This window comes from Kordiimonas aquimaris, assembly GCF_025574485.1.
Taxonomy (GTDB): Bacteria; Pseudomonadota; Alphaproteobacteria; order Sphingomonadales; family Kordiimonadaceae; genus Kordiimonas; species Kordiimonas aquimaris.
This window is the reverse complement of sequence record NZ_JAOBPO010000007.1, coordinates 23021-35774: the sequence shown is the minus strand read 5'-3', so window position 1 is coordinate 35774 and position 12754 is coordinate 23021. Positions and strand designations below refer to the sequence as shown.

11 protein-coding genes and 2 tRNA genes are annotated in these 12754 nt (G+C 43.3%); 8 read left to right on the top strand and 5 right to left on the bottom strand.

Going from position 1 to position 12754, the window contains the following annotated elements; genetic code table 11:
• Window positions 1-160 precede the first annotated feature (160 nt).
• Window positions 161-673 carry a SixA phosphatase family protein gene (locus OEU88_RS16665; RefSeq protein ID WP_262696346.1) on the bottom strand — a complete coding sequence of 171 codons (513 nt, stop codon included), beginning with the start codon at window positions 671-673 and terminating at the stop codon, window positions 161-163.
• A 182-nt stretch (window positions 674-855) separates the two neighbouring features.
• On the opposite strand from OEU88_RS16665, the gene OEU88_RS16660 reads away from it, so the two are divergent.
• A tRNA-Cys gene (locus tag OEU88_RS16660) sits at window positions 856-929 on the top strand.
• Between the two features lie 50 nt (window positions 930-979).
• On the opposite strand, the gene OEU88_RS16655 is transcribed toward OEU88_RS16660, so the two are convergent.
• Together OEU88_RS16655 and OEU88_RS16650 are read right to left on the bottom strand one after the other, a co-directional pair.
• Window positions 980-1855 (bottom strand): acyl-homoserine-lactone synthase, encoded by an 876-nt coding sequence (locus tag OEU88_RS16655; protein WP_262696345.1) that lies wholly within the window; start codon window positions 1853-1855, stop codon window positions 980-982.
• Window positions 1856-1946: 91 nt separating this feature from the next.
• Window positions 1947-2675, bottom strand: coding sequence for a helix-turn-helix transcriptional regulator (locus tag OEU88_RS16650; RefSeq protein WP_262696344.1), 729 nt, complete (start codon window positions 2673-2675; stop codon window positions 1947-1949).
• A 296-nt stretch (window positions 2676-2971) separates the two neighbouring features.
• On the opposite strand from OEU88_RS16650, the gene OEU88_RS16645 reads away from it, so the two are divergent.
• Window positions 2972-3047, top strand: a tRNA-Asn gene (locus tag OEU88_RS16645).
• Window positions 3048-3102: 55 nt separating this feature from the next.
• Here the strand turns inward: OEU88_RS16645 and OEU88_RS16640 are convergent.
• Window positions 3103-5148 (bottom strand): S9 family peptidase, encoded by a 2046-nt coding sequence (locus OEU88_RS16640; protein ID WP_262696343.1) that lies wholly within the window; start codon window positions 5146-5148, stop codon window positions 3103-3105.
• Between the two features lie 303 nt (window positions 5149-5451).
• Between OEU88_RS16640 and OEU88_RS16635 the strand changes: the two genes are divergently transcribed.
• Window positions 5452-6561: an OmpA family protein gene (locus tag OEU88_RS16635; protein WP_262696342.1), complete on the top strand. Its 1110-nt coding sequence runs from the start codon at window positions 5452-5454 to the stop codon at window positions 6559-6561.
• A 90-nt stretch (window positions 6562-6651) separates the two neighbouring features.
• On the opposite strand, the gene OEU88_RS16630 is transcribed toward OEU88_RS16635, so the two are convergent.
• Window positions 6652-7053 carry a hypothetical protein gene (locus OEU88_RS16630; RefSeq protein ID WP_262696341.1) on the bottom strand — a complete coding sequence of 134 codons (402 nt, stop codon included), beginning with the start codon at window positions 7051-7053 and terminating at the stop codon, window positions 6652-6654.
• Window positions 7054-7421: 368 nt separating this feature from the next.
• Here OEU88_RS16630 and OEU88_RS16625 point away from each other — a divergent pair, with 368 nt between their 5' ends.
• The 5 genes from OEU88_RS16625 (at window position 7422) to OEU88_RS16605 (ending at window position 12735) form a co-directional block, all read left to right on the top strand.
• Entirely contained in the window at window positions 7422-8669 is a 1248-nt protein-coding gene (locus OEU88_RS16625) for a dicarboxylate/amino acid:cation symporter (RefSeq protein WP_262696340.1), read from the top strand.
• Window positions 8670-8754: 85 nt separating this feature from the next.
• A complete protein-coding gene (gene queC / locus OEU88_RS16620; RefSeq protein ID WP_394805288.1) occupies window positions 8755-9444 on the top strand; it encodes a 7-cyano-7-deazaguanine synthase QueC in 690 nt (229 codons plus the stop codon).
• 7 nt (window positions 9445-9451) lie between these two features.
• Window positions 9452-10084 carry a 7-carboxy-7-deazaguanine synthase gene (gene queE, locus OEU88_RS16615; RefSeq protein ID WP_394805287.1) on the top strand — a complete coding sequence of 211 codons (633 nt, stop codon included), beginning with the start codon at window positions 9452-9454 and terminating at the stop codon, window positions 10082-10084.
• 210 nt (window positions 10085-10294) lie between these two features.
• Window positions 10295-11110, top strand: a complete 816-nt coding sequence (locus OEU88_RS16610; protein ID WP_262696336.1) for a glycerophosphodiester phosphodiesterase — start codon at window positions 10295-10297, stop codon at window positions 11108-11110.
• A complete protein-coding gene (locus OEU88_RS16605) occupies window positions 11107-12735 on the top strand; it encodes a phosphoethanolamine transferase (RefSeq protein WP_262696335.1) in 1629 nt (542 codons plus the stop codon). The genes OEU88_RS16610 and OEU88_RS16605 overlap by 4 nt, the downstream gene beginning before the upstream one ends.
• The last annotated feature ends 19 nt before the right edge of the window (window positions 12736-12754 follow it).

Below are 12754 nucleotides of genomic sequence, written 5' to 3'. Positions count from 1 at the left end.
TATAGGCAGTTACAAACAGAAACAACGCGATTCTGTGCTAAAATTCATTCAGTATTCTGGCAATATCACGCGCTTCCACTGATCATACTAGTCTTGCGACAACATGATCCAGCCATGCGGCAATCCGCATTTTCATGATACCTATCAATTATTTTCGCCATTAATGGTCAGCAGGTTCAAAATACCGAATGTCAAAACGCAGCGCGTTTCCTTCCGGTCGCACCACAAACAAGTAGCTATATTCATCCTCGTTAAGCATACGGTGTTCGGTTCCTGTCAACATACTGGCGAGCACAGGTGTTGTGTTGCTGTGCCCAACAACAAGCACAGACTGGCTATTAGCATTAAAATCAGCTTTTAATTTCTCTGCGAAATCTCTCAGTGCGCGGGGATCATAGGACTGAACTTCGAGGTGCGCTTGTTCTGCTGATGGCTTTGCTGTCATCATTGTACGCTTGTAAGGTGTTGAATAAACCACCTTCAGGTCAGCAGATTTCATTAAATGCGCCAGTGCTTCTGCGCGTGCAATACCCTTTTCGGTTAAACCTGGATCTGTATCAGCTAATTTTTCAGCATGGCGCACCAAATAAATAGCCGGTGCTTCTGCTGCAAAAGCAGGTAAAGCGACAAGAGCAGTAAGTGCTAGAAGTGTGTATTTTATAATATTTTTCATTGTATCCTCCACCGATAATGCCTGAGTTTAACAATTCACGGAAAGAGATACCAGCTTATAAGCGGTGAAAAATATACTCAGAACGAGCAAAACGAAGACACAAGTGAGAATTTGTGAAAAAGAGTTTGCTGGTGCTTAACACCTTTGTTATATCCTCGACACCGAGCGAGTTACCACATTGAGGCGCGATGGCGGAGTGGTGACGCAGCGGATTGCAAATCCGTGTACACGAGTTCGATTCTCGTTCGCGCCTCCAACTCCTTCATCATTATGTCATCATAAACAAGGTCGCTTTGTCAGGTTGCGCTAATTCACTGATGTACTTGATGGTGAAACATTTCCATCAAACATCAAACCTTCTGACAATGCCTCTTCAATCCAACGATCAAGATAACCTTCAGCAAGGTTTCGCTGCGAAGAATCAGGGCTGGAAAGCATCTTTATCATCTTGTGAAAATCGTTCATGCTGTCTGGCCGTTTCTCAGCAAATTCCTTTAACAGAACATAGTCAGATGCTCTGAAATGCGCAGGCTTAGGTGCAATTTCGTTGATAGCCTCTGGACGAACTTGATGCGAAAGCTTCCAGGCATCTCTGGTTGAAGCAACCATGTCTGCGTTAACATCCATCTTAATGGCTGTCATGCTTCCTTCAAAATCGGGAGCGCTATATTCAAAAGGCATGCTTAGCGGGTTAACGCTCCAACCCAAACGCAGTGCCCGCGCGATTATGTAACTTTCGGTAACACCACAAAGTGCTTTAGCTCCCTGCTCGAGTGCATGTTCAAACATGCCAACATAAAGTTCCATCTTCGCGGCATGCCCTGATTGTGTCTTGTATTCAGGGTCGACCACAAAATAACGAGACATCTCCCAAACAAGTGGATCAGCAGGCAAGGCCTCAGGGTCAAAAAGGTCCGGAAACTTAGGGTAGTAAAAATTAGCGAGCATGCTTTTGTAAACTGTAGGGATTGTGCGAATCCCTGCCATGACGTTACCCTTCTCTGACAACTTAATGTAATATGTTGTCCAAGGCGTATCATATTCATCAATTTCTAGCTTAAACGGACTTTCTAGTTCGCTCCATCCAGCACGATCAACGAATACATCGTGACGCATGCGGTGCATATCTTCTAGATAGCCTGCGTATTTTTGCCGGTTTTCCGGGGTAATAATCAGTATCATCCGTATTCTCCCTTGGTTATGACAAAGGAAATTTACACCAAATTATGATACAATGTTATGGCAGGAACTTGGGTGGTGTACACTTATTGGTTTAGTGAATCAACCTACCGCTGCGTAAAATGGCACCAAGCTGCAATCGCGTGTGCGCACCAGACTTTTGTTTAACGGCAGCAATATGTTTCGAAACAGAGCCTTCTGTAATATTCAAAATCGTCGCGATTTCGCCGTCGGTTTTACCGAGTGCCGCATAGCTCAATACGTCATGCTGCGTTTTAGTAATATTAACACCACCAATTTCATAAGCCCCATCAAGCACCTGCAAGGCTCTTTCATGTGCGTAAATTGCGCCCATATGTAATTGGCCGCGGCATTTCGGGTCATTACTAAAACCGCGCCCAGCAATAGAGAACAAAGCCAAATGATCGTCAGATGACCTCAAAGGCACAACCAGCCCTTCAGCAAGACCAAAATCGTGCGCTTCACGCATGATGAGTTTTTGCCGCTCAGTCATATCGTGAGAATTAATCATTTCCTCGTAGGTAAACACTTTACGGGCAATCGCACCGTACTTAATAACCAAATCATCAAGGTAGTATTTATTAGCCATATAATGGCGGGACCATTCACTATCATTGTAGCCGAGCATGCGCGACATTTCGGGCGTACAATATGCGCCTTGTATCGCTGCACACACAAAATAGTTAACGCCCATAGGCTTTGCATAATCAGCAAAAAGCATTGTAATTTCATTTACAGTAGTGGCTGTCTCCAGCTTATGCTGAAATTTGATGAAATCACTAAGGGGGCTGTTAACTGTCATCTTTTAGTGCTCTTGAATACATCTTGAAGATGTACATTAGCAAAGAAATGACGCGGAGCCAATATTGTTAAATAAATCTACTTTAAGGTTACGATCTATAAAACTGGATATTCTTGTGAATTTTCACCTCAAGGCCTAAGTTTTTCTCGCAAAATCAAACCAGCTTCATTCGTTATTTTTGAACGGTATCCACGTTTTTATTGTCGCTTGGCATAAAAATGTAAAATTCTGCTTGGCACGGACATTTTTTTGAGTATAAAGAGCCCCACCTCACGGGGAACACCCCGGAGCCTTGATCCGCCTTAGCTCAGTTGGTAGAGCAAATGACTGTTAATCATTGGGTCGCTGGTTCGAGCCCAGCAGGCGGAGCCAATAAAAGAAAGCCCGGAGCATCGCTCCGGGCTTTTTTGTTTGTTTTCAGTTAAACCTATTCTGCAGCATGTGCAGGGTCATACATATCGAACCATTTCTTTAAATAGAGCTGACGACGCAGGTAGTTTGAAGGAATCGAACCTGTACCGTGGTATTCGCCTTTAACAGAAATGAATTTCGTTGGCACACCAAGGTATTTAAGCACAGCATACATTTGTTTTGCTTGCTGATCCGGCGTCCGACGATCCAAATCACCTGTCATGAACAATGTTGGTGTTTTAACATTTTCAGAATGCATAATCGCTGAATGCTCATACCATTGCGTAGGGTCTTCCCAGAATGGTTTCTCGAAGAAATTAATCATCCAACCAGAAACATCAGTTGTACCAACCATGCCAATCCAGTCTGAAACCACACAGCGAGAAGCCGCAGCTTTAAAACGATCCGTTTGTGTAATTGTCCAGGCCGTCAAAATACCGCCGCCAGAACAACCTGTTACAAACAAGCGGTCTTCATCAACATAACCTTGCTCGATCATATGATCGACACCGCCCATCAAGTCTGCAAAGTCACGTGGGCCTGGATATATGTTTTCAATCGCCGCAGCAAAGTCTTCACCGTATCCTGTAGAACCACGCGGGTTAGTAAACAGAACCACATAACCCTGCGCTGCAAAATGATGGAACATGAAGTTATACGTTTCACGGTACATCGCATGCGGACCACCATGAATAGAGAGAATCATTGGGTATTTTTTCGAGCTATCAAAGTTTGGTGGCAAAACCGCCCAACCTTGTGCTCTTGTACCTTCTGTTGAATCGTACCAGAATTCAATCGTCTCTGACATATCCACGCCATCAAATATATCGGCGTTGACATTAGTGAGCTTCTCGAAATTTCTGCCATTAGATAGGTTAAACCTAACTACATCTGGTGTGTGGTCTGCGTCAGACTGTAATGCGACGGCTACGCCACGGTCAGAGACATTGGAGAGAAAGATGTTTTGATCACCTTCAGTCACGTCTCTCATATTACCATTCATATCCGTATAATGAATGTTACGGTCACCCTCTTTATCCAGCGCAAAATAAACACCGCGTGAATTAGAGGCCCAACGCAGCGATGCCGGAGCTGATGCCAGATCACCAACAACACGGCGCTGATTTGATCCGTCAATACCAACAACATACATATTTGAATGTCTGTAACTCATGACTGATTCGTGGAAAGCAGTAAATGCCACCATCTCGCCATCAGGCGAAACCACAGGATCTTGTGCACCAATTGAGTTATCAGTTAGCTGTTTTATTTCTTTTGACTGAACATCGACGCTGTAAATGTAGCTTTCCGTATAACGGCGCCCATCATCTTCTTCTGCCAAGCCGTCAAAAATAATCTTATTGCCGTCAGGCGTCCAGGAAAGGTTGGCTCCAGAACGTATTGCACCCAAACGGCGTGTATTTGCATGCCAATTACCAGATGTTAACTGGCGCGGCGTGCCGCCATCTGCGGTCACAACAAAAACATGGTCCCAACCATTATTCATAGGGCCAATGCGATCCTGATGCCAAAGGAACTCTTCAACTACAAGTGGGTCTTCTTTCCATTTTGCGCCAGCAGGTTTCCCGGGTAATTTTACTGTAAAATCGCTATGGCGTGGCACACGAGACATAAATGCGATGCTTTGCCCATCAGGCGACCAGAAGACGCCGCGCGGTCTCTCTGTACCGTGTGTAATTTGACTGACAGCTCCTTCAGCATCCATCCATCGAATAAACAACTGCGGTTTTCCAGCATCGTCAGCCGAAATAAATGCAATTCGAGTCCCATCAGGAGACCAGCGCACGTTACCGCCTCTGCTCATCAATTGCCGCGCTTTACTGCCATCAGCATTCATAATCCAGACAGATGCGGAGTTACGATCATTCATCTTATCAATATGTGATCGCGTGAAAATTATTTGCTCTCCATCTGGAGAAATCTGTGGGTCACCCACTTGCTCCAGATCAAGATATGTTTCTAATTTAAGCGGTTCTGCATTTACTACGTTTGCAAGCACAAGCACGCAAACAGTAAATACCGCCAATATTCTTTGTGACATAAGATATCCCCCTCGTTTAATTTCCCAAGTAAGCAGAGAGTAGCCGAGCAACGGCAAAATCGGAAGAGTCTTTACTGGAAATAGCTAAAATCCAGCAAAAATCGCGCTTGCATTTCATGATAGAATAGGTGCCTACAGGCAGATAAAGCCAAATGATATGCAAAAATATCACAGATTTTGGATAGCGTTATCACCACAACATTACTAACTCTACTTTACCCTTGTTTCTGCCAAAATTGGCCTGTATCCAACGAATTAAGCACGTTTAGAGGTTAAAATAACTTAACGCAAAGAGGTTTCCCCATGCGCTTAGCACTTGCAACTGCATGCCTTGCTGGCATCGCCCTACCCGTTAATGCTGATAGTGATGACTATTATTACGGCGGTCTACAATTGGGCTTAACACAGTCACCCAATCAAACACTGCGTGGTAGAGCGAACAACACGCTTAATGTCGAAGATGATAAATCACTTGGTCCTGTTGCTGGCGCATTTTTCGGCCGTAACATTGGCAAGTGGCGCTATGAACTTGAATATGCCTATCGTCGCAACAGCTACAGCGATCTTAATGTCCGCGACGCTGCAACTCTGCCGTTAGCTCCTGGAGCTTTCGATGCTGAAGGTGAACAACAGTCAAATAGCTTTATGATTAACGGTCATTATCAATTTGCTGGCGGTACTGACTGGAAAGCCCTTGCCGGTCTCGGTATCGGTGTAACTCGCATGAAGATTGAAGAGTTCCGCACTGCTGCAGGCACACTTGTTGCTGACAGTCGCGATTGGGAGCCGGCTGGTCAAGCGATGGTCCAATTTGCAAAATCATTTGGTGAACATACTGAATTTGGCTTGGGTTTTCGTCATTTCCGCAGCTTAAGCGGTAAATTTGGAACGGAAGCACGCGGTGCTCGATATAAGTTTGTGAATAATGAAATTTTTGCACGCTTTAGCTTCAAATTTGGTGAAACATCACGCCCAGCCCCGCAGCCGGCACCTCGCCCTGCCCCGGCACCGGCGCCAGTTGTTAAACCAGCACCACAACCAGCACCGGCTCCAGCACCTGAACCAAAGCCAGTTCCGATTCCTGGACCATTTATGGTGTTCTTCGATTTTGACAGCACTGTCATTACAGATGATGCAGCATCAATTATTAAACGGGCAGCAGAGGCATACAAAAAATTTGGTATTGTCTCGATCAACGCAACCGGTCACGCAGATCGCTCTGGTGCTGATGCCTACAACGACAAGCTAGCACAGCGCCGTGCAGACATCGTTAAAGCGCGCTTGATAGATGAAGGTGTACCAGCGTCAAGAATTTCTGTTAGCGGCGAAGGCGAAGGCTCTCCGTTGGTTGCGACAGGTGACGGCGTACGCGAATGGCAAAACAGACGCGTAGAGATTGTTTTGAAACGCTAAAATAAGCTTAATAAACAAACATTGAACCGCATAGGCAGATGCCTGTGCGGTTTTTTATTTACATGCGTGGCAAACAATTTTTTAAACAGGCTAATTATACAAATCTGCGCTTGAGACAGCCGAGCAGGTTCGCTCGGGTTGTTGATAAACAATTGGCATCAAAGTAATAAGCCCTGCAGGATTAGGCATCTTGGCCGACATTTGCATAGCAAATCTTGACCGTTCACAAAATTGGGTTTGTTGTGCGCTATCCAGTGATAACCGGTTAGCCAAAGAAACCACATACTTATCAATATTACCGCGTTTTGTACGTTTCAAAAAGTCCTTGAGTGGCTTGGTTGCCTCAATGAAATATGGACGCTTTGAACGTGCAAAATCATTGTAAAGCACCGTCATATCACGCAACCCAGCATTAACACATTGAAGCGCAGCAATCCGAAGTTGCGTATCAACAAATCGGATTTGGTCTGCCTTCACCTCATGTGGTCGCATACATGTTTCCGCTGCCTGTAAAGAAGTAGATGATAAAACAACTACCGCTGAAATGAATTGCCTGATTTTCATTCACCATCACTTTCTGTTCATGAACAAACAGCATGAAACAGCTATACCTAATCAAGTGTTAACGTTAAAAACTGGCGAAAACTTGTCTAAGATTTTATTTTTATTGCATTTTCGCCACGATGAATTGTGAAACAAGCAAACCTACTTGTGAAAACAAAGTCATTACTGCGAACAAGAAAACATTGGCAATTGTCAAGAGCACCGCTTAGCCTCTCTTCGAAGATTAATTACCATCGCAATTATATGCCAAATTATAATTGGTACTATTGTCGGTCGGTGAACTGAGGGGAGCAATTATGAAATTCTGGTTTGATACGCCATTATGGAAACGCATATTGGGCATGTTAGTGCTTGGTATCATTTTCGGCACGCTTGCTGGCGAAAGTGCAATGAGTATCGGATGGATCGGGCAAATGTTCATTCGCCTTATTCGCATGATCGTTGTTCCTCTTGTATTTGTGACACTCGTTACCGGTGTTGTTGCAATGGGAGACCCAAAAAGACTTGGATCATTGGGCATTAAAACACTTGGGCTTTATATGGCAACGACAGCGTTTGCTATCAGTATTGGTTTAGCGCTGGCTGTGATCGTGGAACCAGGCGTTGGTGTTGATTTAGCCGGTGTTGTACCAAACGAGGAAATTGGACGCTCAAGCTCTTCGTTGCAAGACCGTTTACTTGCTATCATCCCCACTAACCCAGTTACAGCACTCGCTGAAGGTAACATGCTGGCCATCATCTTCTTTGCTCTCATGCTGGGAGCTGGAATTTTGCTTACAGGCAAGAAAGCAGACCCTCTTGCCAAGGTTTTTGATGCTGGCTCAGAGGTCATGCTTAAGGTTACGCACTTGGTTATGGAAGTTGCACCGTTTGGTGTGTTCTCGCTTATTGCCGGTGTTGTCGGAACAGGCGGTATAGATCAGTTGTTTACTGTGTTCCCACTGGCTGCTGCCTTCTTGGCAGCCTGCCTCGTACACATTGTCATTACGCACACCTTCATTATTAAATTCCTTCTGAAATTACCGCCAATGCGGTTCTTTCAGGGCGTGCGCGGACCACAGCTTGTTGCATTTTCGACCTCAACCAGTTCAGGTACTTTACCGGTAACAATTGCCGCAGCAGAAGATAACTTGGGTGTAAAAACACCTGTTGCTTCATCCGTATTGCCACTTGGCTCGACCATTAATATGGACGGAACGGCTATTTATGTAGGTATTCTCGCTGTATTTTCCGCTCAAGTCTTTAACATTCCGCTAGGTTTAACCGAATATCTGCTGATCGCTTTGGCTACAACACTGGTATCTATCGGCACAGCGGCGGTACCTTCAGCCTCATTGTTCCTACTTGCTGCAGTTCTAAGCGTCTTGGGTATTGATGCTGCGCAAACCGCTATCATTGTAGGCTTTGTATTCCCGTTTGATCGCCCATTGGACATGGTAAGAACCGTGGTGAATGTGACTGGTGACTTATCCGTCGCAACAGCTGTTGCCAAGTGGGAAGATGAATTTGACGAGGACATTTTCCGCGCTCCACCCGTCGACTAATCGAGTGTGGTGCTTTTTTCTTATCAAAATAGCCGCTCGGTGTTATACGCCGGGCGGTTTTATTTTATAGAGTTTGATGATGACGATGAGAAAAAAAGCAATAGTTCTATTATCTGGTGGGTTAGACAGCGCAACAGTTGTCGCGATTGCACGCAGCGAAGGTTATGATGTGCATGCTATCTCGTTTCAGTACGGTCAACGCCATGACGTTGAATTAACTGCTGCAGACAAGGTTGTGCGACATTTAGGCGTATCGGAACACAAAACCGCAGAGCTGGACTTACGCTTGTTTGGTGGCAGCGCACTAACCGCTGATATTGATGTACCTAAAGACCGGTCCGATGAAGATATGAGCACTGATATCCCTGTAACTTATGTACCCGCACGCAACACTATCTTCTTATCATTTGCTCTCGCCTACGCCGAAGTTGTCGGCGCAAAAGACATTTTCATCGGTGTTAATGCGCTGGATTACAGTGGCTACCCGGATTGCCGCCCTGAATACATCGCTTCATTCGAGGAAACTGCAAACCTGGCAACCAAAGCCGGTGTTACTGATGATGCCCGCATTCGCATTCGTACACCGTTGATTGACATGACCAAGGCCGAGATTATCAAAACAGGAACAAAGCTTGGCGTTGATTACGCAATGACCATCAGTTGCTATGACCCTGATGCACAGGGCAATGCCTGTGGTCACTGCGATAGCTGTGCCTTACGCAAAAAAGGCTTTTATGAAGCAGGACTTGCTGACCCTACGCGCTATCAGGCATAAAGGCGTCATGGTCTATTCTGTCAAAGAAATATTCTACACGCTTCAAGGCGAAGGTAAGCATGCTGGTCGTCCTGCGGTATTTTGCCGTTTTGCTGGTTGTAATCTTTGGTCAGGGCTTGAGAAAGACCGTGAAAAGGCAATATGCAAATTCTGTGACACCGATTTTGTTGGCATCGATGGTGAAGGCGGCGGCAAGTTCAAAACACCAGCCGATCTTGCAGCAGCCATAAAAGCAGCATGGACGGGTGAAGGCGGAACGCCGTTTGTGGTTTGCACAGGCGGAGAACCACTATTGCAACTTGATGAGCCTTTGATTGAGGCGTTACACGCGACAGGCTTTGAGATCGCGGTTGAGAGCAATGGTACAGTTGAACCACCTGAAGGTATAGATTGGCTTTGTATCAGCCCCAAAATTGGCTCAAAGCTCATTGTTAAAGCTGGTCAGGAATTGAAGTTGGTTTATCCCCAAGTTGGAGGCGATCCAGAGCAATTTGTAAACCTGTCATTCGATAACTTTTACCTGCAACCAATGGACAGCCCTGCTCAGGCAGCCAACACTAAAGATGCCGTTGCATACTGCAAAGCCCACCCTAAATGGCGCCTCAGCGTGCAGACCCACAAAGCAATTGATATCCCTTAGTATAGTTGGTGCTCCTTTATTTCGGTAGAGACTTCTGGCTAGCTCTATAAACCTGAAACAGCTGACGCATGATACCATAATCAACTAATATAATTATGTGGCTTGTATAATTATATATACATTAGGTTGAAAAATTATGAGCAACGCTTAATGATTATTTGCGTAATACCCAAAAAACCAGCTTGGTAAATATCATTGAAATGAATGAGAATGAAAAAACCAAAAACTAAGAAACGGCTATTAAATGCAGTTTATTTACTTCTTCTTATAACAGGAATTACATTTTCATACATTATATTAAGTTGGCCGTTCCTTACAAATATTGGGGCTCCTAACAATGACCGTCACTTCTATACAGCTAAAAACAAAGTATGGGCACATAGGGGTTTTTCTAAAAAACACCCAGAAAACACAATTGCCGCTTTTGAAGCCGCTATAAACCTCGGAGCCAAGGGTATTGAGGTTGATATATTCTACGACTTTAATTTAAATGTTTTCACTGTATCTCATGATAAGCCACACATTTCAGAGATTGATAAATCCTTAAAATTAGATACAGTTTTCAATCAGCTTGGTAAAAAAACAAACTATTGGTTAGACTTTAAGAACCTACGCTTTCTTTCTGAAAATGAATTAGTTGCTGCAACTGAGAAGTTACATGAAAAAATATCAAGCTATGAATTGACAAAACATGTGGTGGTTGAATCACAAAATCCGCAAAACTTATCTGTTTTGGCAAGTAAAGGGCTAAATGTCAGTTACTGGATCAACTTGAACTCTTCATCAGGAAGACTTCGGTTTTGGTCAGATGTTTTACAAACGCGGAAACATATCAGCGCCTATAAATTCACAGCACTATCGATGGATTATAATAATTTTGAAGAGAGATATGCTGATTTGTTTCCCAATGTTGATTTTTATCTATTTACAGTCAACGATATTGATACACTGGATAAATTAGGGGAAAATAATAGGGTAAAAATCATCCTTACAGATGAAAACTTCTTTGAGCAAACTTATCCATGAGAGATGAATTTTTGCCAGTTAATTTTATTAGACCAATCGATAGTAAAAACCTCGCAACGCTTACACTATGGTTAGCCTATGCAAGTGTTATCTCATACATTGCGCAAATGGACGTAATTCATGAAAGCACGTTAAAGTATATAGCTCATTTCACGCTACAAACTATAGCTGTTGCTACACTCACATACCTGGCATCAAAATCTCGTTTCATTCTTTTAATACTCGTCGTTATCATTTTCACAGATGCTGTCGTCAAATATGCTTATGCTAGTGAAATGACGATAAGTGTTTGGATGAGTCTATTACAGACTCAATCTTCAGAAACTTCAGCATTTCTTACCGACAATATATTTATCATCGCTTCAAGCTTTCTCTTGATGACATTGTTAGTCTTACTACCAAGGCCCAAGTTCTCCAGTAAAATAACAATAACAGCAATAATGATCAGCCTGCTTTATGTAGTTGCTCCCGCAAGTATAAATCTCCCTTATCACTATAAAACACTTGAGTATCAGAATTATATTCAAACCAGATTAGCTTCTGGCTCGTCGCAGGTATCCGCTAAAACTCAGTTTATAATGCACGAAATAGGCAATCGTTTTGCACTGCTTAAAAGTCTATCCGGCTTAGTACAATCAATAGATTATATCGCATTTTCTAATACAATTTCAGATAATAGTTGGACGAATGTAGTAGTGAAAAAGAATGCTCCTGAGCTTCTTGTTATTGTTATTGGAGAATCGACGCGAGCCGATAATATGTCAATCTATGGATATGAACGGGACACAACGCCAAATCTGAATAGGTTGTCTGAAACTGGTCACATAAAGGCATATAAAAATGTATATAGTGCAGGTACCAACACTTGGAATTCCCTACCAAAGCTATTAACTCACACCCCTCATAACAGCATTCAAAGTCAAACAATAATTAAGTTAGCTAAACAAGCTGGCTACAAGCCTTATTGGATATCCAATCAACAAGAATCTGATGATTGGGGCCGCGCATTAGTCAACATAACTGATCAAGTAAATAAAAGCATTTTCATCAATTCCGGCGAAGCAAATGTACCCTTAGATAGTGAACTAATACCCCACTTCAATCGCGCCATTGAAGATACAGGAAAAAAGCTGATTATACTTCACTTATATGCCACCCATTCACCTTTCGAAATGCGCTACCCAAGAGGAAGCGGATACTTTAAAAATACTGGTAATGCATCTGATTTAGAAACAATATTAAATTCTTATGACAACAGCATACGCTATATTGATCAACTACTATCGGAAATCATAAGGAAAACAAAACAAGCGCACGGTAGTTTTATCTATTTTTCAGATCATGGTCTAACTAGCATTGAAACCGCAAGACCCTTGGTTCACGATATCCGCAAAAACGTCGATATAAGCTCTCTGCGAGTACCATTAATATTAGCGGGTAAAAACATTGATGCTCTAGCTGAAAAGAAGTTTCATTCACTGTACTATTTTGAATGCATTTTTTCTGCGTGGTCTATGATTAGTGCAGACGAATTAACGGAGAATAATTTTTGCAAAAATAAGATGGAACAGCAAGAGATTACGTATATTGGAGCAGATTTGGAAGTTAGAAAAATAACGCCATAATATTCCTAAGTACATAACA